22 protein-coding genes are annotated in these 23,835 nt (G+C 58.0%); 9 read left to right on the top strand and 13 right to left on the bottom strand.

The annotated features are described in order from the left end of the window. Positions 1-157: 157 nt before the first annotated feature. A complete protein-coding gene (locus SPE70_RS14870; RefSeq protein WP_009307678.1) occupies positions 158-619 on the bottom strand; it encodes a winged helix-turn-helix transcriptional regulator in 462 nt (153 codons plus the stop codon). Between the two features lie 60 nt (positions 620-679). On the opposite strand from SPE70_RS14870, the gene SPE70_RS14865 reads away from it, so the two are divergent. The 4 genes from SPE70_RS14865 (at position 680) to chrA (ending at position 4,731) form a co-directional block, all read left to right on the top strand. Further along, positions 680-928: a tautomerase family protein gene (locus SPE70_RS14865; RefSeq protein ID WP_004175772.1), complete on the top strand. Its 249-nt coding sequence runs from the start codon at positions 680-682 to the stop codon at positions 926-928. A 186-nt stretch (positions 929-1,114) separates the two neighbouring features. Further along, complete coding sequence (locus SPE70_RS14860) at positions 1,115-2,308, top strand: MFS transporter (RefSeq protein WP_226544862.1); 1,194 nt, start codon at positions 1,115-1,117, stop codon at positions 2,306-2,308. Positions 2,309-2,435: 127 nt separating this feature from the next. After that, entirely contained in the window at positions 2,436-3,395 is a 960-nt protein-coding gene (locus tag SPE70_RS14855) for a chromate resistance protein ChrB domain-containing protein (protein ID WP_077267433.1), read from the top strand. Beyond that, a complete protein-coding gene (gene chrA, locus SPE70_RS14850) occupies positions 3,364-4,731 on the top strand; it encodes a chromate efflux transporter (RefSeq protein ID WP_101855739.1) in 1,368 nt (455 codons plus the stop codon). Before SPE70_RS14855 ends, chrA begins: the two co-directional genes overlap by 32 nt. Before the next feature lie 139 nt (positions 4,732-4,870). Here chrA and SPE70_RS14845 read toward each other — a convergent pair whose 3' ends face one another. The 12 genes from SPE70_RS14845 to SPE70_RS14790 all read right to left on the bottom strand — a co-directional run bounded on the left by SPE70_RS14845 (position 4,871) and on the right by SPE70_RS14790 (position 16,949). Then, positions 4,871-5,350 carry a C40 family peptidase gene (locus SPE70_RS14845; RefSeq protein ID WP_022064997.1) on the bottom strand — a complete coding sequence of 160 codons (480 nt, stop codon included), beginning with the start codon at positions 5,348-5,350 and terminating at the stop codon, positions 4,871-4,873. A gap of 52 nt (positions 5,351-5,402) precedes the next feature. Further along, the gene (locus tag SPE70_RS14840; protein ID WP_064170306.1) at positions 5,403-6,338 is read right to left on the bottom strand and encodes a peptidoglycan-binding domain-containing protein; all 936 of its coding nucleotides are present in this window, start codon (positions 6,336-6,338) and stop codon (positions 5,403-5,405) included. Positions 6,339-6,348: 10 nt separating this feature from the next. After that, the gene (locus tag SPE70_RS14835) at positions 6,349-7,038 is read right to left on the bottom strand and encodes a hypothetical protein (protein WP_063105507.1); all 690 of its coding nucleotides are present in this window, start codon (positions 7,036-7,038) and stop codon (positions 6,349-6,351) included. Next, positions 7,035-8,588, bottom strand: a complete 1,554-nt coding sequence (locus SPE70_RS14830) for a hypothetical protein (RefSeq protein ID WP_064170305.1) — start codon at positions 8,586-8,588, stop codon at positions 7,035-7,037. Before SPE70_RS14830 ends, SPE70_RS14835 begins: the two co-directional genes overlap by 4 nt. Before the next feature lie 675 nt (positions 8,589-9,263). Then, positions 9,264-10,685, bottom strand: a complete 1,422-nt coding sequence (locus SPE70_RS14825) for an FAD-binding oxidoreductase (RefSeq protein WP_032733161.1) — start codon at positions 10,683-10,685, stop codon at positions 9,264-9,266. 26 nt (positions 10,686-10,711) lie between these two features. After that, positions 10,712-11,527 carry an ABC transporter permease gene (locus tag SPE70_RS14820; RefSeq protein ID WP_004175779.1) on the bottom strand — a complete coding sequence of 272 codons (816 nt, stop codon included), beginning with the start codon at positions 11,525-11,527 and terminating at the stop codon, positions 10,712-10,714. A gap of 1 nt (position 11,528) precedes the next feature. After that, complete coding sequence (locus tag SPE70_RS14815) at positions 11,529-12,359, bottom strand: ABC transporter ATP-binding protein (protein ID WP_004175785.1); 831 nt, start codon at positions 12,357-12,359, stop codon at positions 11,529-11,531. Continuing rightward, complete coding sequence (locus tag SPE70_RS14810) at positions 12,356-13,339, bottom strand: ABC transporter substrate-binding protein (RefSeq protein ID WP_016161232.1); 984 nt, start codon at positions 13,337-13,339, stop codon at positions 12,356-12,358. The genes SPE70_RS14815 and SPE70_RS14810 overlap by 4 nt, the downstream gene beginning before the upstream one ends. Beyond that, complete coding sequence (locus SPE70_RS14805; protein ID WP_016161231.1) at positions 13,339-14,220, bottom strand: creatininase family protein; 882 nt, start codon at positions 14,218-14,220, stop codon at positions 13,339-13,341. The genes SPE70_RS14810 and SPE70_RS14805 overlap by 1 nt, the downstream gene beginning before the upstream one ends. Next, positions 14,217-14,696 (bottom strand): RidA family protein, encoded by a 480-nt coding sequence (locus SPE70_RS14800; RefSeq protein WP_008804570.1) that lies wholly within the window; start codon positions 14,694-14,696, stop codon positions 14,217-14,219. The genes SPE70_RS14805 and SPE70_RS14800 overlap by 4 nt, the downstream gene beginning before the upstream one ends. Further along, complete coding sequence (locus SPE70_RS14795; protein WP_064170304.1) at positions 14,686-15,969, bottom strand: amidohydrolase family protein; 1,284 nt, start codon at positions 15,967-15,969, stop codon at positions 14,686-14,688. The genes SPE70_RS14800 and SPE70_RS14795 overlap by 11 nt, the downstream gene beginning before the upstream one ends. Before the next feature lie 11 nt (positions 15,970-15,980). Then, positions 15,981-16,949: a PDR/VanB family oxidoreductase gene (locus tag SPE70_RS14790; RefSeq protein WP_064170303.1), complete on the bottom strand. Its 969-nt coding sequence runs from the start codon at positions 16,947-16,949 to the stop codon at positions 15,981-15,983. A gap of 207 nt (positions 16,950-17,156) precedes the next feature. Between SPE70_RS14790 and SPE70_RS14785 the strand changes: the two genes are divergently transcribed. From SPE70_RS14785 to SPE70_RS14765, 5 genes are all read left to right on the top strand, one after another. Further along, complete coding sequence (locus SPE70_RS14785) at positions 17,157-18,056, top strand: LysR family transcriptional regulator (RefSeq protein ID WP_004202952.1); 900 nt, start codon at positions 17,157-17,159, stop codon at positions 18,054-18,056. A 294-nt stretch (positions 18,057-18,350) separates the two neighbouring features. Further along, the gene (locus tag SPE70_RS14780) at positions 18,351-19,340 is read left to right on the top strand and encodes an ABC transporter substrate-binding protein (RefSeq protein WP_042947495.1); all 990 of its coding nucleotides are present in this window, start codon (positions 18,351-18,353) and stop codon (positions 19,338-19,340) included. Positions 19,341-19,351: 11 nt separating this feature from the next. Beyond that, positions 19,352-20,770 (top strand): amidohydrolase family protein, encoded by a 1,419-nt coding sequence (locus SPE70_RS14775; RefSeq protein ID WP_064170302.1) that lies wholly within the window; start codon positions 19,352-19,354, stop codon positions 20,768-20,770. A 20-nt stretch (positions 20,771-20,790) separates the two neighbouring features. After that, positions 20,791-21,780, top strand: coding sequence for an isopenicillin N synthase family dioxygenase (locus SPE70_RS14770; RefSeq protein WP_023340290.1), 990 nt, complete (start codon positions 20,791-20,793; stop codon positions 21,778-21,780). A 788-nt stretch (positions 21,781-22,568) separates the two neighbouring features. Then, positions 22,569-23,621, top strand: coding sequence for a restriction endonuclease (locus SPE70_RS14765; RefSeq protein ID WP_064170301.1), 1,053 nt, complete (start codon positions 22,569-22,571; stop codon positions 23,619-23,621). The last annotated feature ends 214 nt before the right edge of the window (positions 23,622-23,835 follow it).

Raw genomic sequence — 23,835 nt, 5'->3', positions numbered from 1 at the left:
GATCTGCGCGTCGGAATGGTCACCGGATACCTTCATCCTTTATCGCACCGTTCGATGAAACAAAAATGTCCCGCGCTCGTCGGGTACCGTGGCTATGCAACATACCCGCTTGCGGCGGCTTTCGCCAGAGGCGTACGAAAGTTCTGTAGCGGCGCTATTAGCGTTCGTCTGCCTTGACGATCTGCAGGGCGGCGGGGCTCGCCACGGTGCCGCTGGCAGTAATAAACCCCGGATGGACAGCCTCGCCGCTGGCGCTGTCCACCAATGCTATATGCGGCGCGCTGTGCAGCACGTGCTGATGGCCCCATTCCATCAGGGCGAACAGCACCAGCGCCAGGCTACGGCTTTTATCAGTCAGAACATATTCATACCGTTCGCGGGAGCCGGCTTCCCGGTAGGGCACTTTGCTGAGCAATCCCGTTTCGGTCATGGTTTTTAACCGGGTGGTGAGCGTCTGGCGGGTAATATGGGTGTGCGACAGCATCGTTTCAAAGCGCGTCACGCCGTAAAACGCCTCGCGGAGGATCAACAGCACCCAGCGGTCGCCGAGGATTTTCGCCCCTTCCGCCAGGCCGCACAGCGCCGGGTCGAGGTAGGGCAGTGATTTATTTTTTGACATCGCGAGATTGACCTTCTACTCTGAGTTTGAATTTTAGACCTAGATGCTAAGGAGAATAGCGTGCCATTTGTTAACGTGCAAACCATTAAAGGGATCATGACCGCGGAACAGAAAAGTGAGCTGCTGCGACGGATGACCGATCTGCTGGTGGAGATTGAGGGGCAGGGCGATCCGCAGTTCCGTCAGTCCGTCTGGATCCGCATTGACGAACATGACCCGGAGCAGTGGAGTCTGGGCGGCGTCCAGCCGACGGCCGCAATGATCGCGGCGAAATTTGCCGCCGCGCGGCGCGACGGATCCCCGGAATAAAACGGGCGGCGAAGCCCGGCCCGGCGATCTGACGCAGAAGAGGGGCCAGATCGCCGGGTAATATTGCGATTCGCTATGGTGCAAAAGCGTATTTTGCGGCTAAGGTAACGGTCAGGGAACCCAACAAACAGGGCGCGATGCCAGACGGCCAGCCTGGCGCCACTCTCAAACCGGTGAAAACAACGGATGTCTACAGAACACATGCTGCCGCTGGCGGTGCAGAACAAAAATATCCTTCGCCTGGCTGCCGCTCAGGCGCTGGCCGGCGCCAACTCGGTGGTCTTCTACGCTACCGGCGCGATAGTGGGTAACGCGATTGCCCCCAGCCCGTCGCTGGCCACGCTGCCGATCACCCTGTTTGTGCTGGGGATGGCGGCCTCCATTCTGCCTTTCGGCGCGCTGGCGCGAACGCGGGGCCGCAAAGCGGCGTTCAGGCTCGGCACCGGCGCCGGGATGGTGACCGGACTGGCGGCCGCCCTGGCGGTAGTGCTGAATTCTTTTCTGCTGTTTTGTCTCGCCGCGATGCTCGGCGGCGCCTATGCCGCCGTGGCGCTCAGTTTTCGTTTTGCCGCCACCGACGGCGTCGCCCCGGCGCGCCGGGCTCGCGCGCTGTCGCTGGTGATGGGCGGCGGTGTGGCCGCCGGGATCATTGGCCCGATGCTGGTCACCGGCACCATGCACCTCTGGCCGGCACATACCTTCGCCGTCACCTTCCTCGCTCAGGCACTGGTTGCATTACTCGCCGCCATACTGTTAAAAGGCGTGACGCCGGCGGAGCCCACCGCGGCCAGCGTGCGCGGAGGGCGGCCGCTGCGCGAGATTGTCCGCCAGCCGGGTTTTGCCACCACGGTATTCAGCGGCGCGGTGGCCTATATGGTGATGAATTTTCTGATGACCGCCGCGCCGCTCTCCATGCATATGCACGGTCTTTCCCAGCAGGCAGCCAACCTTGGGATCCAGTGGCATGTGATGGCGATGTACGGCCCGGGATTTTTCACCGGCCGGCTGATCCAGCGCTTCGGCGCAGTGCGAATGGCGGCGGCGGGATTGCTGATCACCGCCGCGTCGGTGGCGGTCGGCCTGAGCGGTCTCGGCGTGTATCATTACTGGCTGTCGCTGATTTTGCTCGGCATCGGCTGGAACTTTGGCTTCACCGGCGCCTCGGCGAAAATCATCGATTTCCACCGCCCGGAAGAGAAGACCCAGGTTCAGTCGCTCAACGATTTTCTGGTCTTCGGCGTGATGATCGTGGGGTCGTTTTCGTCCGGGGTTCTGCTCAACGCCTTCGGCTGGAACGCCGTGCTGTGGGGCTCCCTGGTCCCGGTTGCGGTGGCGTTGTTGACCCTGCTGCTGCGCCCCTTATCCCCACCCCGCGCTTAGCGCCTGGCCTGCCGCTGCGCAGGCCGTCTTTTGCTTTTTTAGCTATGCATTGCTGAAATTCATCTAACCCCGCGCACGTAAAAACGTCACAGACGCTACATGCTGTAGTAATCTCTACAACATGACAATGCATCTCTTGATCCTTAACCTGACAACGTCTCAAGCCACGCTGCGCATGCGTGTCTGGCGAACCCTGAAGCAGAGCGGGGCAGCGGTCCTGCGCGATGGGGTCTATCTGCTGCCTGACGTGCGCCAGGGCTATGACACTTTCCTCAGCACCTGCCAGGCGATCCGCGCGGAAGGGGGGACCGGGTATGTTTTCACGATTGAGGCGGCGGAAGAAGAGGCGCTCAGGCCGCTATTCGATCGTCGTGAACAGTACGACGCGCTGTTGCAGGATCTGCAGGCGCTGCAGGGGACGTTATCCAACGACGAACTGGCGGCTCAGCTCAAACAACTGCGTAAAATTCAGCGTGACTACCGGCGGATCGAGGCCATTGATTTCTTTCCGGGGGCCGCCCGGGAGCAAGCCGCTGAGCGACTGGCCACTATCGAGCAGGTCATTAATCAGCGGCTATCGCCGAACGAGCCGCAGTCGGTGGCGGGCGAACTGAGCCTGCTGGACAGAGGCGCCTTTCGCGGCCGGCTGTGGGCCACCCGCCGACGCCCGTGGGTCGATCGTCTGGCCAGCGCCTGGCTTATCCGGCGCTTTATTGACGACGAGGCGCTATTCCTGTGGCTGGCCGCGCCTGAGGACTGTCCGGCGACAGCGGTCGGTTTTGATTTTGACGGCGCGCCATTCAGCCATGTCGGCACGCTGGTGACCTTCGAAGTACTGGTCCGGCGTTTTGTGCTGGACGCGGTGATCCCCGACAGTCTGGGACGGTTGATCCACTTCCTGGACGTCGGTGGGGTACCGACCCCGGAGGCGGCGGGGGTAGAAAGCATTCTTGCAGGGCTGCGGGAAACCATTACGGACGATGACCAACTGCTGGCGGCAGCTTGCTCGCTGTTCGACGGCTTACTGAGGTCCTGTGAAATGAGGTCTGGCAATCATGAGCAAAACGGTCGTTCTTCCGCAGAGTGACAGTCCTTCCGTCGTCGCTTCCGTCTCCTTCTGGCAGGCATTTCGCTTTTGGCTCAAGCTTGGCTTCATCAGCTTCGGCGGGCCTGCCGGGCAGATCGCCATGATGCACCAGGAGCTGGTGGATAACCGACGCTGGATATCGGAAGGGCGATTCCTGCATGCGCTCAATTTTTGTATGGTCCTGCCCGGCCCGGAGGCCCAGCAGCTGGCGACCTATATCGGCTGGCTGATGCATAAAACCTGGGGAGGCGTCATCGCCGGGGTGCTGTTTATTTTGCCCTCGCTGGTGTTACTCATCGCCCTGGCGTGGATCTACCTCGTCTGGGGGGATGTCGCCGTGGTGGCGGGGATCTTTTATGGCATCAAACCCGCCGTAGCGGCGATAGTATTGCAGGCGGCGCACCGCATCGGCTCGCGGGCGCTGAAAAATGGCGCCTACTGGGCCATCGCTGCCGCTGCTTTTGTCGCTATTTTTGCGTTGAACGTTCCTTTTCCGCTGATCGTCCTCGCCGCGGCACTGGCGGGTTTTATCGGCGGACGGCTGGCGCCGACGATATTCGGCAAAGCGGACGCCCACCGTGCGCAGAGTCACCCTGGCGGAGCCGCCATCATTGATGACACGACGCCGATCCCGGCCCATGCCATTTTCAGCTGGCGGCGCACCTCTCAGGTGCTGATCGCCGGGATGCTGCTGTGGCTGGTGCCGATGGCCGCCCTGACGCTAATGCTGGGCTGGGCGCATCCGCTGACCCAGATGAGCTGGTTCTTTACCAAAGCCGCGCTGATGACCTTTGGCGGGGCATATGCCGTCCTACCTTATGTTTACCAGGGGGCGGTGACCCACTATGGCTGGCTGACGGCAGGGCAGATGATGGACGGCCTCGCTCTTGGGGAATCGACCCCCGGACCGTTGATCATGGTGGTAACCTTTGTCGGATTTGTCGGCGGCTACACCAAAGCGGTGTTGGGCGTCGATGATGTGCTGCTGGGGGGCATCGCGGCGGCGTGCCTGGTGACATGGTTTACTTTTTTACCCTCGTTTATCTTTATTCTCGCCGGCGGGCCGTTTATTGAAACGACCCATAATAAGGTGGGATTTACCGCGCCGTTGACCGCCATCACTGCCGCGGTGGTGGGCGTTATCCTGAATCTGGCGCTGTTTTTTATCTGGCATAGCGTCTGGGGACCATCCGGTTTCGACCCGTGGTCTGCGGCCATTGCCCTGGGCGCCGCCGGGCTGCTGTTTCGTTATAAGTGGAAGCTGACCTGGGTACTGGCCGCCGCCGCCGCGGTGGGGCTTATCGTCCATATGGCGGGACTGTCCGGCGCAGGATAAGGTCGGCGTTGGGCTAAGAGAAACGTGGACAGATGGGGGATTGGGGAGGGAGGCCAGTGCCTGAGCAGGCCCTGGCCGGATGGGTGGCAATGTCTTTATTTTTCAAAGCGTGCTAAATATCTCCCACTGAATAACCTCATCACCAAAATCGGGCGGCGTAATTAAAATGCTTCATTTGATGTTCGTCGACATAGGAACTGGTTCCATCATTTTTTGAATCCTTGCTGGAGACCGTATTCCCCGAGATATATTGTGGCACTCCATCAACTATACCTGTGTAAATGCCGGCATGATCTCCTGGCTTTTGACCATTAGCCTGGACGGGATAATCAACTCTTAAAACAATATCGCCAACGGCAATGTCAGAAATGGCTATTATTTTCCCGAGTGCTAATGACTCTTGATAGAATTTCTCTACGCTGGCAGTTTTAGGCAGGCCGGGAATGCCAGCCTGCCAGCTACACCAGTAGACAAAAGCCATACACCATGGCGAGCCGGGTGCGCTGCCCGCCGCTTTGAGATAGGTATCTACCATCGGGCCAGAATTGCTGTTAAGCGGCTGCTCTTTGACATTAAGCTGACTTCTTGCTTTTTCTATCAAGTCGTTACCATTAGGCATGGTCTTATCCTCGTCATATTGGTTGGTGTAATCGTGAATATAGAGATAGCTGCTACGAGTTTTTCTTCATCCAGTCGTACATAATAAGGACATGTTCTGCATAGATTTGTGCCCGTTCGCCCTTGCCGTTATAGCGGCGGATCGTCTCGCGTAAATCCCCACCGGCGGACTGGTGTTTGAGTTTTAATTCACTCATCACCCGCGCCAGACAACTTGGGAAATCTCGCCATTGCTTGTTCAGGAAAAAGCTGGGATCTGTCAAAATGTGCTGCAAGTCGTACTGGAATATTCCGTAACCTTTATAGACCCAATCCTTCGGCCCCATCTTTCTGATCGCTCTGGTACGGTTTGCCTCATCGATAAACTCAGCGGTGACCTGATCGCCATACTTCTTACGAAAAATGGCGGTATTTGCAGGAAACGCGTTACGGCTGGTGCCTGGGGCATCACCGCTGGCATCAAAAACACAGCGGGCAACAATTTCGTCGGCACTCATCTGATTTATCCAGTTGAGCCATATCGGGGCGGTTTCCTTGGCGGCGATAGCGCAAATCAGCAATGCATCGAAAGGGGTGCCAGATACGGCCTTCTCTATCTCGGAACCAAAGTGTTGCATTAACCAGTCACGGCACTGAAGGGCCTGGTCACGACGGATAGGCGGTTTTGAAGCCGTTGAGCGTATCAACGAAGAGACGTCCGGGGGGGACCACTGAGCCGGTGCTATCCCGGTTTTCGGCTCAGGAAACGCCGCTATTGCCTTGCCGAATAACGCATCGTGGGTCAACCTGCCCACGACGCCATCGACAATTAAATCGCGTACGCTACGCTGGAAGGCTTCAACTGAAAGCCGAGTGGCATTGCCAAAAATACCGTCCGAAGTTCCACAAGGGGGTTGCACTCCGAGCGTGGTCAGCGCCTTTTGTACGGCACGTACATCTTCACCCCGCATCAGCGGAAAACAATAAAACAGGTCACGTGGTTCGCTCATGGTATCAACCTTATACACAGGTGGAGGGAAGACCTGGGCCACCGATGGCAGCGGCATTGACGGTCTGCTGGAGACGTATTGCTATCTCGCCCGTGGCTGGCGGTTGCCCCTTCAGACCGCCCAGGGCGCGTATTCGGGCATCACGAGCTGCCTGGCAGCGCTCGGCCTGAGGCAGGTCGGTACGCTGAGCCAGACTGAGGAATGCATTACTGGTGGTAAGCGCGTGGGATGGATTCGGCGGTAACTGGTCCAGTTTTGCCACGGCTTCACGTGTCATTGCCACCGCCTCAGTGGGTTGCTTAAAGGGGGCTGAGCAGGTCAAAGCAAGGACCTGGTTTTCTATCAGATGTGTCTCATCTTCGCTGCCTCTGGCGGCGGCAGAAGATGCAAGCGCATAATCGTTTACCGCATTGTCCATATTGGCCCGGGCCGATGGGGTCGGCATTGGACAGCGAGCCCCCGCCTGAGACTCATTCATCGCGAGTTTGAGGTAGGCATGGCCCCGAATTGCGTAGAACTGCCGACAGACTTCGCTACTCTGAGAGGGATCGTTGCAGGACGTCGCTGGTGTTTCCGCAATGATTGCGTCGTACTGCCCGTTGTTTTGCAACTGTTTCATGTGGGCCAGTTGCATGGTGGCACAGGCAGTCAGCAGGCATAGCAAGCTGGCCAGGTTGATGTAACGTTGCATCAGCTTCATAACTTGAGATCCGCAATGGCCTGGACAAAGTCGACGTTCGCCCGGCGTGCAGCATCGACAAGCATGATCAGCAGGTCGAATGCAGCCCTGCTGTCTGCGGGATTGGCGACCATGCTTGAAACACCAGAGACCAGATTGATAAGTTGATTGATGTCCGTAGCACTCAAATTGTTCAACGCTGCGCTGGCGGCGCACAAGGCTTGAGACGCCGGGGATGTCAGGCTTGCGCGCACTTTGCTGGCGATCTCTTCCGTAATGTCACCCTTGCCATAGAGTGCGAGGAGAGATTGCTGCAGTGCGGTAACGATAGATGTGGCTTCCTCGCCGTCATGGACGATGTCAGCAGCGACGTTTCCGTTGGGCCCATAGGCCTCATTGAGCACAGACACAGGATCGTCGGCTGCCAGCACATTCGCCAGGACGCTATCCACCTCTGCCGGTGGCCGTGCGGCAAAAAAGGGGATGGCTGCTGGGGCGTTCTCCAGGGCGGCACGGGTCAGGGGGAGGGTGAGTGTCCCGCTTTCAACCAGCCCTTGGGCCAGCGGGGCTGCCAGTACGCGAGCGCGCCAGCGCTTGAACTGATCGGAACCCAGTTTAGCGCCGACACCCAGCAGCATCACGATCCCCGCGATGGGGCCTAATGCCGGCATGGCCGGTGCCACTAAGGGTGCCGCTTTGCTTAAAAGGACACTCAATGGTGAAGTGGCGCCGGTCAGGATATTGACGACTTGATTGAGTTCGTCTAGTTGATCGGGCGTGACATCTTTCTTGCTGAGATTACGCAAGGCATTAATAATGCTCTCTGCGCGAGTAATAGTATTGTTCAGGTCTCCGGGTAGAACATCTCCCAGTCCAGTAGGTAATGAGTTAGTCTGTGGGAGCATTGCCAGTAATGCCTTCGCTAAGGCTAACTGCCGTTGCGTTTTGTCGAGCAGAGAATCGACATCCGCCGTACTTTGTATTTTTTCGGCAAGCTCCATTTTCTGGTCGGCATCATTTTGCGCTCTTTCCGCTTGCCTGGTTTGCTCTTGCGCCGCTTGCTGTGCACTGGCGACGATATTATTTGTCGTAGCCGTTGAAGCTGCCGCCCTGGTGCCAAAGTAATAGCCAAAAACGCCGGTAATAATGCCATTGAGATACCCGGCAATCTCCGGGGAGGCGCTCAGTTGAGAACTGAATAGCAACAGAGGCAGGCCTACAACGGCCACGATCAGCGCTAAAACGGCCCGGACTGTGCCTTCAGGCAGCCCCATGGGCAGGTCTTTGAGTTGCGCCACCTTATCGATATTTTCCCCGGCGCACCCCAGCAGCCTAAAATAGCGAGAAGATAGCCACCAGAGAAAAGACACCATACCAGTGCCGACTAAGAAAACGATGAGGGCAATAAAGGCCTTGAACCCGCTGCCAGTCTCTTTCGAGGGCCAGGAAATGGGGTGTAAACCGAGATAAGTAAAAAGCTTGGCAACGATAAATATCGATATACCCATCATCACAATTTGCAGTGGGAGTTTACAAATCCTTGCCCAGTTTATTTCTGATTGATTAGCCATAGTCACCTCATCGATGTGGGGCCGTTATTGGCAGGACGTCATAATGAGGCATCCTGAATTAACGCAAATAATGATTATGTTTTTCAATGCTATAGGTTTTAGTTATCATTCACCTCCGTTATCGCAAGCCAGATTAATTGATGGGCGGGATGCCAATGCTTGTTGTCGCGAGATCAATATGAGTAAAAAATAACGGTGGTGGCTACATTTTTCCTGTATTCTCTAATCGCCAAACATAAACACTATTAATGACTATAAAAGTTCATTATGTGCAAAAGACATAATGCCTTTGAATACGTCATGACTGAGCTGTAATTTATAAGTTTTTCATGTTTATTTGTTTTTTATTAATCATGATGAAAAACATTTTCCACCAATAAAAATAGTGGTGGAGGTAATGCAAATAAAAAAATGACTGCGCTGTGTGTGATTTTCTTCATCATATTCACCAGTGATTTTTAGTGAGCCCGATAAAAAATAATGGTCAGAACAAGCATATCTATCCGCGGAATTAACCCACGATAATAAATTTATCGTCGCTTTTTTGATGAGTATAACGGAGGAAACAGAGACGCCACTCATTCATATGAATGAGTGGCGTAAAAAAACTCGCCGCGCGGGCAGGAGGAAGAGAAGCGGGCCAGCGACCGGTTAGCGCGCCCCGGAATGGGGAGATCAGGTCGTGGGGGTTTCGCGGGTGGCCAGTGCCAGCGGGTTGCTGTCCAGCTCCAGCTGGTCGCGCAGCGCCCAGCCGCGCAGCTTGCCGGGGTTAAGCAATCCCGCCGGGTCGAGAGACTGTTTCACCGCCACGACGTCGGGGCGAATCACGCCCTGTTTGCCGTCCTCAACCTGCAGCACGTGGGGGTTGTTAATTTTGACGTCGTTGTCGCGAAATATCTGCATGATGGCGTTGAGCCGCGCGGGCGTGGTATAGCGCACCAGCTGCAGACCGCTGGCGGTGAGATTGCCCTCGATATCACGCAGGAATTCAATATGGGAAATCACCTCCCCGGCGAAGTGCTGCTCCATCTGTAAAATTTGCTGCGGATAGCGCAGCGGATCAAACGCCGTCTGGAGATAAGTCAGCGTATTGTCCACCTTGAGCGCATGCAGGGTGGTATGGTTCCAGCAGTATTCCATTAACGAGGCGTTTTGCGTCCGGGCCTCGTCGCTGGCCTGACGGATGGCGTTGCTCCCGCGATGGCGCTGTAACAGGCTGGCGCAGAGTCCTTCGCTCTCCTCGGCGATCAGGCTGATAACCGCATGCTGCCCGGTGCGATAACGATCGTTGAGGTGGCTAAAATAATCGGCAATCGGCGTGGCCAGCAGCGCGACCTGACGTTTTACCAGCCCCGGCGAGCGGACGCAGGCGTTGGCATAGTTCAGCGCATCAGCGAAATCGTCAAACACGTCCAGGCGCTCTATCCACTGGTGCACGGGCGCCAGCGCCAGCTCAACCTCCAGAATGATGCCGTTGGTGCCGTAGGCGTGATGCAGCAGCAGCGCTTCGGGAGCCGGGACGGTCAGCACGCGGGGGACCGGCTCGACGGTCATCACTTTGACGCTGAGCACATTGCCGGGCGCCGCCAGCGGCCCATAGTTGATGGAGCCGATGCCGCCGAACCCGCCGCCGTAGAGGCCGCCCAGGCTCGCCAGTCGGTAGGTCGACGGCATGCAGCGCAGCTCCCATCCCGTTGGGCGGGCGGCGGTTTCGATGTCTGCCAGACGAATGCCGGCCTGGGCGCGCACCGTGCCGTTGCCGAGGGCGACGATCTGGTTGAGTCCGGTCATATCGACCAGCAGCCCGCCTTCGAGGGGGACCAGTTGGCCATAGTTGCCGGTGGCGCTGCCGCGCAGCGTCAGCGGCAGCTGGTGCTGCGCGCATGCGGCGACCAGCTGGCGCAGCTCCTCTTCGTCGCGTGGGCGAACCACCGCGTCCGCCTGTTTCCCCGCCAGTTGCTCAGTGAGTACCGGACTGAACCAGTGAAAATCGCGGGAAAGCCGTTTGATCTTCGCCGGCTGTAAGGTCCACTCCAGCGTTGGGAGTGCCTGCTGGATCGCCGCGACCGCGTGTTGACGCTGCTCATCAGTCATCATTTTTCTTCCTGTTCGTCAGCAAAATATTAATGAGATTGCACGGCTTCGCTTTCATGCCAGGCGCTGAGCGCCCGGCGCGAAACCCAGGACATCACGCCAAACAGCGCGATCCCGGCGAGAGAGATCAGCAGCAGCGCGGCAAACATCAGCGGGATATCCAGCTGGTAGCCAGCCTGCAGGATCTGATAGGCCAGACCGGTATTGGTCCCGCCGGTCCCGGCGACAAACTCCGCCACCACCGCGCCAATCAGCGACAGCCCACTGGAAATACGCAGCGCGCCGAAGAAATAGGGCAGCGCCGAGGGGATACGCAGCCGCACCAGCGTTTGCCAGCGGCTGGCGTGATTGAGGCGAAAATAGCTCAGCAGGCCGGGGGAGACGCTGCGCAGTCCCTGAGTGGTATTGGAGATGATGGGAAACACCGCCATCAGGGTGGCGCATACCACCAGCGAGAGCGTGGCATCCTTCACCCAGATGATGATCAGTGGGGCGATGGCGACAATCGGCGTCACCTGCAAAAACACGATGTAGGGAAACAGGGCGGTTTCCACAAAGCGGTTCTGCACCAGGATAAACGCCACCGCGGCGCCAATGACAATCGACAGCAGAAACGAGATCAGGGTGATCTTGAGGGTGAACAGCAGCGCCAGCAGCAGCGGCGTGAGATGCGTCCACAGGCTTTCCAGCATCACCAGCGGCGACGGCACCAGAAAGGCCGGGATGCGAAAATAGCTCACCGCGCCCTGCCACAGGAGCACCACCGCCACCGCGACGAGGGTCGGATAGAGAATTTTGAGAAAACGCGGATGCTGGACCCACGGCGTTGAGGTTGTGTTTTTCATATTATGACTCCATACCGGACTGGCTGGCCTGCAACAGACTGTCCTGCAGCTGACGGGCATACAGGGAAAAGGCCGGACTGACGCGGAACGCCTCGCTGCGCGGGAACGGCTCCCGGATGGCGATATCTTCGACCACCCGTCCGGGACGGGCCGCCATCATGATCACCCGCTGTGAGAGAAACACCGCTTCGTGGATCGAGTGGGTGACGAACACCACCGTCAGGTTCTGCTCCTGCCAGAGACGCAACAGGTCGCTGTCGAGTTTGTTACGCGTAATTTCATCGAGCGCGCCGAAGGGCTCATCCATCAGCAGCAGCTTTGGCCGGGTGACCAGGCCGCGGGCGATGGAGACGCGCATTTGCATGCCGCCGGAGAGTTCGCGCGGCAGGACGTCGGCGAATTTGCCCAGCCCCACCAGTTCAAGGACTTCACTCACCCGGGTATTACCTTCCGCGCGCGGCACGCCGGCCAGATCCAGCGGCAGCCTGACGTTATTGCGCACGCTGCTCCACGGCATCAGGGTGGCTTCCTGGAAGACGAACGAGAGCGGATGCTGGGCTTTCTCCCGGCTATCGCGCCGCCACAGCATCAGCTTGCCGTCGCTGGGCTCCACCAGGCCGGCGACCATCTTCAGCAGCGTACTCTTCCCGCAGCCGGACGGGCCGAGCAGGGTAATAAACTCCCCCTGATTGATGGTCAGGTTAACGGGCAGCAGCGCCCGGGTACCGTTGCTGTAGATCTTCTCCGCCGACAGCACCTCGATGGCCGGGGTGGCAGAGGCGGGCGTAAAGCGGGTGTCGCTCATCACGGTCAGTTTCGGGGCGGTATTCATGGCATCACTCCGGCGTCTTTGACCATCTCCAGGGTGTAAGTCTGCTCAAACGGCACCTTGCTGGCGTCGATCAGCTTGTTTTTCACCAGCATGTCCCAGGTTTTCTTCAGCCGCGGCTCGGTGATGATGCCGATGCCGCCGGTCTTGGCATCGCCGCCGGTCACCAGCTGGTACTGCTTCATCTGGGCAATACCAAAGGCGATCTGCTCGGCGCTCATTTGCGGATTTGCTTTAGCGATCAGACTGTTGCCGGGGGTGGGATCCTGCAGGTAGCTTTTCCAGCCCTCCATGGAGGCTTTGACGAAGGCTGCCACCGCCGCCGGACGTTTGCGGATGGTGTCGGCCATACAGATAATCGAGTTGCCGTAGGGCGGATATCCCCAGTCGCTGAGCGGATAGACATAGAACGGCTGCCCGCCTTTGGCGACGGAGAACGGCTCGGAGGTCACGTAGCCCTGCTGCACCAGGTTTTTATCGGCGAGGAACGGCTGAACGTTAAAGGTATAGGGGCGCACTTTGCTGCCAGCCAGACCCAGCTCGCTCTTCGCCCACGGCCAGAAAGAGGTATAGGCCTCGGTAGCGAGCAGGAAGGTTTTGTCTTTAAGCTCCGCCGGGTTCTCCACTTTGTTATGAGTGATAAACACCGTCGGCGAGTGCTGGAACACGGTAGCGACGGTCACCGCATGCACCCCGGCCTGCCAGGTCTCCAGCGCCTGACCGTTGTCGCCAAGGGTACAATCGGCCTGACCGGCAGCCATCAACTGCATGACGTTGATCTGCGGGCCGCCCATTTTAATCTCGACATCGAGACCGGCGTGCTGATACAGCCCGGTGGCCTGGGCCTGGTAAAACCCGCCGTGCTCGGCCTGGGCATACCAGTTGGTGAGAAACGTAAACTTCTCCGCCGCGAAGCAGGAGGCTGAGGTCGCGAGGGCGGCCACGGTCAGCAGGGTAAAAACGAGCGTCGGTCTGGTATTCATCATGGCTCCTTGGATTCAGCAGCGAAAGAGGGGGGTAGGGACTGCACAAAGCCGTGCCAGTGCTGTTTGCCCCAGGTCGGTTCGTGACGTTCGACCCAGGCCATGCGGTGGATCTCGATGATCGCTTGCGCCCAGCTGGCGGCGAGGGAGTCGAGAAGCCCTTCGCCTTGCTCCCGCGTCGCCGGGGTCGGGTCGCCAATCACCCCGCTGGGGCCAAAGTCATAGGACGCCCACGCCGCCGCCGGGCGGCCTTTCGACAGGGTCGGGCAGGGGAATTCCGGCGGGAAGTTGGCGACCGCCCGCTCCATATGAACGCACTCCGGGGCCAGCGCCAGCATCAGCGCCGTTTCGCTATGTCCGGCGTGCATCGCCATCCGCTGTTCATGCGGGCTGAGAAACTGTTTTTCGCAGTTGGGTACGTTGAACACATCGTGCGGGATGGCGATGAAATCCCCGTGGCGCAGGCGCATTTCCCGGCAGGCGATTTGCAGGATCTGCGGCTGGCCGCCGTGGCCGTTGATCATCAGCAGCTTGCGAAAACCGGCCCGATAGAGGGATTCGGCGATCTCCAGCAGGGTATGCAGCAGCGTATCGCCGCTGAGGGTCAGGGTGCCGGGAAAATGCAGATGCTCCTCGGACTTACCGTAGACGATCGGCGGGATGGCGTAGGCCGGGATCGCCGCCGGCAGCCGGGCGAGGGCATGGCCCGCCACGCCGGAAGATATCACGCTGTCCACCGAGCAGGGCAGATGCGGGCCGTGCTGTTCGATCGCCCCGGTGGGGAGGACGATAACCGTATTGCTTTTATCCGGCAGGGCGGCCACGTCCGTCCAGCTCAGGAAAGGGAGAAAGCGCGCTGCAGGAATGTAACCGTTAATCATCGCGGTGCCTCGGAGTGAATTGGCTGGGGTAACCAGACGGTCGCTTCAACTTCAATCAATACCGTGGCGTCGGGCAGCATTTCGCTGACCTGGACCACGGTGGAAACGGGCGGCTGGTCGGGATAAAACAGCTTTCTGACCCGGCTGTAATAGGGAAAATGGTCAAGGTTGCGAAAGTACTGCACCAGCTTGATAACGTCGCTCATCTGCCCTCCTGCGGACGCCACGGTGTGGCGGATGCTTTCCAGGACGTACCAGCTCTGGGCGAGGATCGGGCCCTGTTTCGCATCGGTTGAAAATTCGCCGGTCGCCCCCAGCAGCTCCCGCACCGGCTCAGGCACATCCTGAAAGCCGTTGACGATGGTGCCGGTCAGGGGATTGACCGGAATAATGCCGGAGAGAAAGATAAAATCGCCGGCTCTGCGCCAGGCGGCATACCGCGCCAGCGGCGCCCCCGCGCCTGCTTCAAGACTCATGTGCCATCTCCTCTTGCCACACGCGCCGGTGGGTTAACCTGCCGTGGTTAACCACCAGACGGGCGGCGCTGTTTAAAGGCCAGGTAAAACGGTCGCTACCCGGGAAAATCACCACGCTGGCCGCCGCGCCGATGGCAAAGGGCGCCGCGTCTGCCGGCGAACCGGTTAGCGCCGCGCGATCGCAGATCAGCCGCGACTGCCGGTCGAACAGGTCGCTGAGCTGGGCGCTGAACAGGCCGCAGGCCAGGGTGTCCAGCGGGTCATAGCTCCCCGCCGGGCAGAAGGCATCCTGTACGTTGTCGCAGCCGAGCAGGGTGGCCACGCCGGCGGCCTGCGCCTCGTGCAGCAGGGTGATCCCCCGCTGGCGCGGCGTGCGGCCGAACGTCGCATCCTGCAGCAGCAGGTTGGTCATCGGCAGAGCGATAAGCGTGACGCCGTGCACCGCCAGCTGGCGCAGGATCGGCACCGCCTGTTCGTCGCTGCCGGCGGCCAGCGCGCAGCCGTGGCTGCAGCAGATATGCCCGGGAAAAGGGTGGCGGGAGAGATGGTCCGCCAGCCAGGTCAGCCCCTGAGACACCTCGCTGAGCTCCTCATCAATATGCAAATCCAGATCCAGATCCCAGCGGGCCGCGCTATCCAGCAGGTTTGCCATGGCGGCGGCGTCCCAGTTGGAGGAGTGGATGAAGCCGCCCAGCAGGCAGCCCTCCCCGCTGGTGGCGACCGTTCGGGCAATGGCCCCGGCGTCCGCCGGATCGCGAAACAGGGTCAGCGGGACCAGCGCCACCCGCTCCAGGGTGATGCCGACGGTATCGAGGCGGGCGATCTCCTGCCAGGCGTCCGGTGCGTCGGCGGTAAACCAGTCGATATGGCTACGCAAATAGGTCACACCATTTGCTGCCGCCCGGGCCAGCGCGGCGGACGCCCGACGTTGAATATCCGCCCTGGTCCAGTGCTGGCGATCCTCGTGCATGGCGTGGATCGCCGCCAGCAGCCCGGCCTGCGCCGGACGGCAGCGTTCAATGGTAAAGGTTTTGTCCAGATGGGCATGGGGTTCCACCAGGCCGGGGAGCGTCAACGCCCCCGCCAGGTCCCACAGGCCGGGAGCCGGCTGGTCGGTCGGGGTCAATGCGGCGATCCGTCCATCGCGAAAGGCCAGGTCCGCCAGCTGCGGTTCACCGTTGGCCTGCGTCGGCCAGCCGTCGGGCAGCGCCCAGGCCGGGAGTCGGGCGCGGCTGATACCGGCGAGCGGTGCGGAAGAGGAGGGGAAGGTCATCGTCAGTCTCCTCACAGATCCAAAACCAGAACCGGCGATTTCGCCCGCGAACAGCAGAGCGTGATCTGGTCGTTGCCAGCTTTCTCTTCCGCCGTCAGCACGCTGTCCCGGTGTTCGGGGATCCCGTCGAGGACCCCGGTAATACACGACCCGCACATTCCCTGTTCGCAGGAGAGCATCACTTCCACGCCGGCGTGCTGTAATACCTGAGCAATGGTTTGATCCGCGGCGACCTGCAGGCGCAGCCCGCTGGAGGCCAGTTCAATATAAAACGCATTTTTCGCCGCAGTATTATTTTCCGCCGCGGGAGTAAAACGCTCGAAGACGAATTGCGACGGCGACCAGCGATATTCCTCCATGACCGACTGCAGTCGCTGAATAAAACCCTCCGGGCCGCAGGCGACCACTGCGGTATCAGGATCGGGTGTGGTTAAGCAGGCGGGGATCCGCTGGCGAAACGACGCGCCTTCCTCGCTACAGTTGATCGCCACCGTGCCGCCCGCAGCCAGCTGGGTCAGGCGCGGGGAGAAGGCCGTCTGGCGCGAGCTGGCGACATAATAATGCAGCTCCAGCGCCCCCTTTCTGGCGGCAATCGCTTCAGCCATCGCCAGCAAAGGCGTGATGCCGATACCGCCGGCAAACAGCAGGTAGCGCCCGGCCTCCGGCAGGGGAAAATGGTTGCGCGGAGGCGAAATGGCGAGCCGATCGCCGGATTTCACCTGCTGGTGCAAATAGCGTGAGCCGCCGGTGGAGGTGTCAGTCAGCCTGACGCAAATTTCATAAGTATTACTGCGGTCAGGCGTGCCGCACAGGGAATACTGCCGGGGGCCAACGCCGGGAATAATAATATCGATATGCGCCCCGGCAGAGTAGACCGGTAATATTTCCCCAGCCGCCGCCTGCAATATTAATGATAGATTTCCCTCTCCATTGGGGCGTATTTCCCCGACCGAGACCGAAATAAGATCGTGGCTGTGCATTACCGTTTACTCTCCCTCATTCCGCTGTCTGCAGGGCGGCCAGGGTCGGCGAAGAGATAACTCCTCTTCGCGGTAAACTGTCCGGCGTGCAAGAAAATGGGTGAAACGATCGTTTCTCCGCTATGAATGCTACGGTATTGTGATAAAACTGTTGCGTCCAGAGCTTTGATTCGCACAACCCGTTGCAAAAAAGAGAGCACCCAAACTATGTTTGCCTTCTCCCGATTTCTGCTCTATTTCACCGAAGTGGCCCGTCAGGGATCGTTTCGTAAAGCGTCAGAGGCGTTGCATGTGTCGGCGTCTTCCATCGACCGTCAGATTTTGCGCGTGGAACAGGAGCTGGCGATGCCGCTCTTCGAGCGCCATCCCACCGGGCTGCGGCTGACCGCCGCCGGGGAGCTGCTCCTGCACGCGGCCAATAACTGGAAAAAGGACTTTACCCGGGTCTGCGAGCAGCTGGATGACCTGCGCGGGTTGCGGCGGGGGCATGTGCGCATCGCTACCATCGATGCCATTAACCGGCATTTTTTTTCGACGATGCTCAAAGAGGTGCATAAACATTATCCCAACATCTCTTTTACATTGACCACCATCAACAATATCCACATTCAGCAGGCGTTGATCTCCGGCGAGGCGGATTTCGGCATCATGCTCAATCCCCAGACCTCCCGCGAACTGCAGGTGCGGGCGTTTGCCGAGATGAATATGGGTATCGTGGTGCCGACCGGCCATCCGCTGGCCAGCCGCAGCGCCGTGCGCTTTAGTCAGTGCATCGACTACCCGTTTATCCTGCCGTCCGCCCCGTTGATGATCAGCGAGCCGGTGGAGGCGCTGGTGAATATCAGCGGCAACGAGGTGAAGGAGGTGGCGGTGTCGAATAACATTCACATGATCCGCACCCTGATCAAAGAGCAGATGGGCATCGGCATCCTGTGCCGGCTGGATATTCTCGATGAGATCGAGTCCGGCCAGCTGGCGTTTGTACCGCTAACCGATCCGCAGCTTAAGCCTTTCACGCTGGCGCTGTGCGTCTCGCCCGCCCGCCAGCTTTCCCTCGCCGCCTCGATGATGTTGAACCAGCTGGAGATGCTCTTCAGTCAGCTGTGAGACCGGGCAGGCACTAAAATCATTCATTAGTGCACCATAATGGTGCGTTTTTTGTGTGCATGAATCAAAGGTTGCATGCCCGTGGGCGGCGGCGCAGGCGATTTATCGCGGCTGCTCGCGGGACAATCAAATCTGGCATTGTTTTTGTATAGCTGAGTGTGAGTAGAAGCGGTCAGTACGGGTTATCCATACGGGACATTGCTCAGTCACCATGTCGCGGTTCAATGTTGACCGGGATGGGAGGCTGAGCCGTGGTTTGCTCGCCCCTCTCCCGGCATGAAGAGGAGAGGGATAATGAAAAGTCGTGCACGCCTTCCCCGGGGCTTTCGCTGGCTGGGCCTGATGGCTCTCGGCGGTGTCTCGCTGGCCGTTCAGGCCGAGGAGAAAATCGTTCTGCTGACCTCCTGGTACGCTCAGGCTGAGCAGGGGGGTTATTATCAGGCCCAGGCCACTGGGCTGTACAAAAAATATGGTCTCGACGTCGAGATCCGCTCCGGCGGACCCCAGGTCAACGGCATGCAGTTGCTGTTGTCGAAGCGGGCCGATGTGATCATCGGCTACGATCTGCAACTGCTGGAAGGCATTCAGCGCGGCTTCCAGGCGCAAGCCATTGCCGCGCCCTTTCAGTACGATCCCCAGGGGCTGCTGACCCATGCCGATGTCACCTCCCTGCAGGGGCTGAAAGACAAAACGCTTCTGGTCTCCAGCTCCGGTCAGGCGACGTGGTGGCCGTGGCTGAAGGCGCAATATCAGCTGAGCGACGCTCAGGTTCGCCCCTATACCTTCAATATTCAACCCTTTGTCGTCGATGACGCTGTCGCCCAGCAGGCCTATGTCAGCTCCGAGGTGTTCCAGGTGCAGAAGGCCGGGGTGAAGGCGAACTTCTTCCTCTTTTCCGAACACGGCTATCCCCCCTACGGCGGCATCCTTATCGCCCGCCCGGATACCATCGCCGAGCGGAAAGCGGCGATGGCGAAATTTGTGCGCGCCTCAATGGAGGGTTGGGTGAGTTACCTCAACAATCCGGCGCCGGGAAATGCGTTGATTAAGCAGGACAACCCGAAAATGACCGACGATCTGCTCGCCTGGGGCGTGACCCAGATCCGTGAGCATCATCTGATCGACGGCGGGGATGCCGCCAGCCAGGGCTGGGGGACGATGACCGACGCGCGCTGGCAGAAGACCCGCGACTTTATGGTCAGCGCCGGTCTGCTGGCGGCGGCCACCGACTGGAAACAGGCCTACACCACCGAATTTGTTCAGGCCATGCAGGTTAAACCCTGAGGAGCGACGCCATGTCATTAATGATTAAAAATGCCCATGCCATCCTCAGCGGTCTGCCCGGAGAGGCGGCGCGGCTGGCCGGGCCGGATATTCGCATCCGCGACGGCAAGATTGCCGCCATCGGCAGCCTGACGCCGCTGCCGGAAGAGCGACAGATCGATGCCCGCGACTGCGTGATCTATCCGGCATGGGTGAACACGCACCACCATCTTTTTCAGTCGCTGCTGAAGGGCGAGCCGCAGGGGCTGAACCAGAGCCTGACGGCCTGGCTGAGCGCCACGCCGTACCGCTTTCGCGCGGCTTTCGATGAACATACCTTTCGTCTGGCGGTGCGCATCGGCCTGGTGGAGCTTCTGCGCTCGGGCTGCGCCAGCGTGGCGGATCACAACTACCTGTACTGGCCGGATATGCCTTTCGATACCTCGGAGATTGTCTTCAGCGAAGGGGAAGCGCTGGGGATGCGCATCGTTCTGTGCCGGGGTGGGGCGACCCAGGGTCGGGCGGTGGAACAGGATCTGCCTGTGGCGCTGCGTCCGGAAACCTTCGACGGCTATATGGCGGATATCGAACGGCTGGTCAGCCGCTATCACGACCCCCGGCCCGATTCTCTGCGCCGGGTGGTGATGGCGCCCACTACCGTCCTGCACTCCGCGCCGGGCGCCCAGCTGCGGGAGATGGCGAAGCTGGCCCGCCAGCTGGGGATCCGGTTGCACAGCCATTTATCGGAAACCGTCGATTATCTCGACGCCGCGCGGCAGAAATTCGCCATGACGCCGGTGCAGTTCTGCGCGGAGCACGACTGGCTGGGAAATGACGTGTGGTTTGCCCATCTGGTGAAGCTGCTGCCGGAGGAGATTGCCCTGCTGGGCCGCACCGGAACCGGCATCGCCCACTGCCCGCAAAGCAACGGCCGGCTGGGCAGCGGTATCGCCGATCTGCTGGCGCTGGAGCAGGCCGGGGTCCCGGTCTCGCTGGGGGTGGACGGCGCTGCCTCGAATGAAGCGGCGGATATGCAAAGCGAAGCCCATGCCGCATGGCTGCTGCAACGCGCGCGCAAGGGGATGCTGGCGCAGCCGCGCTACGCCGGGGGCACCTTCGAGGGTGGGGCCGATGCGGCCACGGTGGAGGATGTGGTGCGCTGGGGCAGCGCCGGCGGCGCGCAGATCCTTGGCTTAGCGCAGACCGGCACCCTGCAGGTTGGGATGAAGGCGGACCTCGCTATTTACCGGCTGGACGATCCGCGCTACTTCGGCCTGCATGATATGGCCATTGGGCCGGTGGCCTGCGGTGGGCGCGCCGCGCTGAAGGCGCTGCTGCTCAATGGCCGCCCCATCGTGGAAGACGACGCCATTCCCGGTCTCGACCTTGACGCGATGCGCCACGACGCGCTGGCGGCCGTCCGTACCCTCCAACAGCGCGCCGCTGTTTAACTGATAACAGGATAATGACGATGAACGCAACCACTCAGAATCAACGCTACGCCTTACAGGAACTGGAAAAAGAGGCGCTGATGGGCGCCCAGGGCGAAGAGACCTTCGCCCGCGAAGTGCGTTGTATCGACCTGTCGAACTTTGCCGAAAGAAAAAATGACATTGCCGAACAACTGTGGGAGGCGGCGGTGGAGATTGGCTTCTTCCAGGTCAGCCACCACGGTATTCCGCTGGCGGATATCCGCCAGGCGTTCAGCATGACCGAGGCGTTTTTCGACCTGCCCGACGAGGTGAAGCGCCAGTATCCGCTGGCCGGCAACGCCGGCTGGGAAAGCAAAGCGCAGGTTCGGCCATCGACCCGCACGCCGGATCAAAAAGAGTCGTATCAGATCACCCGGCCGCTGATGGCCGGGCGCTGGCCCAGCGATCGGGAGTTGCCAGCATTCAAGCAGACGATGCTCGGGTTTGAATCGCAGTGCTGGCAGCTGGGGATGAAGATCCTCTCCTGCTTTGCTTTGAAGCTCGGTTTTCCGGAATCGTTTTTCACCACCGCGCACGATCCGCAGCGAGACACCTACCAGAGCACCTTGCGCATGCTGCATTACTATGCGACCGAGCAGTCGCAGCAGGGGATGTGGCGGGCCGGCGCGCACACCGATTTTGACTGTCTGACGCTGCTGTTCCAGCGCCCCGGCCAGGGCGGCCTGCAGGTTTGTCCCGGTAAAGACCGCGAAAGCCAGCAGTGGACCAGCATTGAACCGCGGGAGGAGGTGATCACCTGCAATATCGGCGATATGCTGATGCGCTGGAGCGACGACCAGCTGCCGTCTAACTTCCACCGGGTGAAAAATCCGCTGCCCCACGAATATCAGGGGCCGCGCTACAGCCTGGCGTTTTTCTGCCAGGCCAATAAAGATGTCGAGATCCTCGGGCCGCAGAGAAAGTACCCGCCCATCAGCGCCGAGGATTATCTGCAGCAGCGGATCCAGGCGAATTTCGCCAAAGGGTAAGATGCGCTCTTGAATGGTATACCTGCCGCCGGCTTTCGCTGGCCGGGCGGCAGGATATCCGGCGCTGAGCTTTTCAGCTACCGTGTTAAGTTGCCTGGTGTCACTGAAATATCTGAAGAACATCCCCCTAAGCGTCAGCAGCAAGCTACCTTGGTTAAGGCCCTGAAAATCACGTCCTTTACGTCGTAAACGCCGTAAAGCCAGCTCACCGGGGTTAAAGGGATTACCTTAACTTCTTTATTGCTGTTAGTGGGTTAAGGCTAACCAGGGCAGGGGGACCGAATTTATAGCTCGGTAACCGGCTACACCGGGCTTTCGGCGCCATGTGACTCCACAGACACATGTAACCTCATCTGGCACCTCCATGCCGCTGACGCGGCATTCAGAAGCTTCCCGATGCTGTAGGTGTTAACGTCTGCTCTGTGCCAAGAGCAGACATTTTATAGTTATGAGCAAATAATAATGTGATCTCGGCACTAACAAATTAGACTCTGTTATTGCTAAAAATCAATAATGTTAATACGATAAGTTTACCCAAACAGAATGATGGTTTTCTATAAAATGGGTGGGGTTTCAAGATATGCCGGAGGAAATGGTGAGGGAATGATTAATGCCTTGCTTAGCTTTTTTGGCTTGATAAATCATGTAATAATAAATAGGGTGTAGTGCTGCATTGCAAATTAGGAAAGCTTATGATAAGGATATTTTTTTTTGCATTTACAATACAGCTCCATATGAAACATTAATAAATATTAAGGTATATGTTTATATTAATCCCTGATATCTAGATGAAGTTATTAAAAATGAACAAATTAAAACCAACATGGCAGTTATTCGAAGAGCTCGTTTGTCGCATTCTGAAAGTAAACAACTTTCAGATAAAAAGAAATAGTTGCAGAGGGGACAATGGATTTGATCTGCTTGCTGATTTTGGACAAGAAAGATGGGCTATTGAAGTTAAGTTCTACCGTACAGCGCGAGCTCAGCCTTCACTTATTGATGCAGCTGCAACTCGCATTTCGAGTAATGGCATAGCTGCAGGTGTAAACAAAGGGATGTTAGTCGTTTCTTGCTTTCTCACACCTGAGTTGCGAGAGGTTCTTGAAAATAAATTTAGTATTACTTTTGTAGACCAGGCTGACTTAAGAATTTGGTGCAGTTCTCATCCTGAACTAGCGGAGTCATTGGATGCACTATTAGAAGTCAATCTAAATGAAGCTCTAACAACGCACCTTTCTCGTAAAGAGAGTAACTTTATCATTAGGGATAAGGCTCTTCATAAGAGTAACCGAATTGAAAGACATAAAAATCAAGGCACAGAACTTTGCCTTGAACTACAGAGTATAAAAAAAGGGAAAGCATCTTGGCATCAATATGAAAAAAAATGTGAGGAAATCCTTAGGTATCTTTTTCCTAATGACCTCCATGGCTGGCATTCACAAAAAAGAACCGATGACGGTCTGAACCGTTATGATTATGTATGTCGTATTAGACCCACTACTGAATTTTGGAAGTTTGTTATTGAACACCTTGATAGCCGTTATGTTCTTTTTGAGTTTAAAAACTATGCAGGGAAAATAAAGCAAGGCCAGATACTCACCACGGAAAAATATCTTTTGGAAAAAGGACTCAGGCGTATGGCAATTATTATGACAAGGACAGGAGCAGAGGCACATGCAATAGCTATGACTCAAAGAGCTATGCGAGAACAAGGTAAACTTATGCTCATAATAAACGATGAAAAAGTATGTGAAATGCTTCATATGAAGGAACGTGGGGAAGATCCAACTGACTGCCTTTTCGAAATTGCCGATAACTTTTTACTGACACTCCCTCGTTAATCCATGGTAAATAAAATGGTAAAAATTTAAAAGTTGAATCACCACAGATTTAATTTATCATTCGGAATACTATGTAAATGTTAGAAATGGACTTCAAGCGGATGTTATGAACATCCGCTTCTCGCTGATAGCAGCCTTCAAATATTGCACTAAACTGCTGACCGTATAATTAATTAATTAACAAAAGAGCTGTCAGAGTTTTATGTTATTCAAA

It is taken from the genome of Klebsiella sp. ZJOU C1 (assembly GCF_035620215.1).
Taxonomy (GTDB): Bacteria; Pseudomonadota; Gammaproteobacteria; order Enterobacterales; family Enterobacteriaceae; genus Klebsiella; species Klebsiella variicola.
This window is presented reverse-complemented; position numbering and strand designations above follow the sequence as displayed.

Excerpts from the sequence above, each read along its gene's own strand:
- SPE70_RS14870 (WP_009307678.1), bottom strand. The coding sequence starts at position 619 with ATGTCAAAAAATAAATCACTGCCCTACCTCGACCCGGCGCTGTGCGGC.
- SPE70_RS14860 (WP_226544862.1), top strand. The coding sequence starts at position 1,115 with ATGTCTACAGAACACATGCTGCCGCTGGCGGTGCAGAACAAAAATATC.
- SPE70_RS14855 (WP_077267433.1), top strand. The coding sequence starts at position 2,436 with ATGCATCTCTTGATCCTTAACCTGACAACGTCTCAAGCCACGCTGCGC.
- chrA (WP_101855739.1), top strand. The coding sequence starts at position 3,364 with ATGAGCAAAACGGTCGTTCTTCCGCAGAGTGACAGTCCTTCCGTCGTC.
- SPE70_RS14845 (WP_022064997.1), bottom strand. The coding sequence starts at position 5,350 with ATGCCTAATGGTAACGACTTGATAGAAAAAGCAAGAAGTCAGCTTAAT.
- SPE70_RS14840 (WP_064170306.1), bottom strand. The coding sequence starts at position 6,338 with ATGAGCGAACCACGTGACCTGTTTTATTGTTTTCCGCTGATGCGGGGT.
- SPE70_RS14835 (WP_063105507.1), bottom strand. The coding sequence starts at position 7,038 with ATGAAGCTGATGCAACGTTACATCAACCTGGCCAGCTTGCTATGCCTG.
- SPE70_RS14830 (WP_064170305.1), bottom strand. The coding sequence starts at position 8,588 with ATGGCTAATCAATCAGAAATAAACTGGGCAAGGATTTGTAAACTCCCA.
- SPE70_RS14825 (WP_032733161.1), bottom strand. The coding sequence starts at position 10,685 with ATGATGACTGATGAGCAGCGTCAACACGCGGTCGCGGCGATCCAGCAG.
- SPE70_RS14820 (WP_004175779.1), bottom strand. The coding sequence starts at position 11,527 with ATGAAAAACACAACCTCAACGCCGTGGGTCCAGCATCCGCGTTTTCTC.
- SPE70_RS14815 (WP_004175785.1), bottom strand. The coding sequence starts at position 12,359 with ATGAATACCGCCCCGAAACTGACCGTGATGAGCGACACCCGCTTTACG.
- SPE70_RS14810 (WP_016161232.1), bottom strand. The coding sequence starts at position 13,339 with ATGAATACCAGACCGACGCTCGTTTTTACCCTGCTGACCGTGGCCGCC.
- SPE70_RS14805 (WP_016161231.1), bottom strand. The coding sequence starts at position 14,220 with ATGATTAACGGTTACATTCCTGCAGCGCGCTTTCTCCCTTTCCTGAGC.
- SPE70_RS14800 (WP_008804570.1), bottom strand. The coding sequence starts at position 14,696 with ATGAGTCTTGAAGCAGGCGCGGGGGCGCCGCTGGCGCGGTATGCCGCC.
- SPE70_RS14795 (WP_064170304.1), bottom strand. The coding sequence starts at position 15,969 with ATGACCTTCCCCTCCTCTTCCGCACCGCTCGCCGGTATCAGCCGCGCC.
- SPE70_RS14790 (WP_064170303.1), bottom strand. The coding sequence starts at position 16,949 with ATGCACAGCCACGATCTTATTTCGGTCTCGGTCGGGGAAATACGCCCC.
- SPE70_RS14785 (WP_004202952.1), top strand. The coding sequence starts at position 17,157 with ATGTTTGCCTTCTCCCGATTTCTGCTCTATTTCACCGAAGTGGCCCGT.
- SPE70_RS14780 (WP_042947495.1), top strand. The coding sequence starts at position 18,351 with ATGAAAAGTCGTGCACGCCTTCCCCGGGGCTTTCGCTGGCTGGGCCTG.
- SPE70_RS14775 (WP_064170302.1), top strand. The coding sequence starts at position 19,352 with ATGTCATTAATGATTAAAAATGCCCATGCCATCCTCAGCGGTCTGCCC.
- SPE70_RS14770 (WP_023340290.1), top strand. The coding sequence starts at position 20,791 with ATGAACGCAACCACTCAGAATCAACGCTACGCCTTACAGGAACTGGAA.
- SPE70_RS14765 (WP_064170301.1), top strand. The coding sequence starts at position 22,569 with ATGAAGTTATTAAAAATGAACAAATTAAAACCAACATGGCAGTTATTC.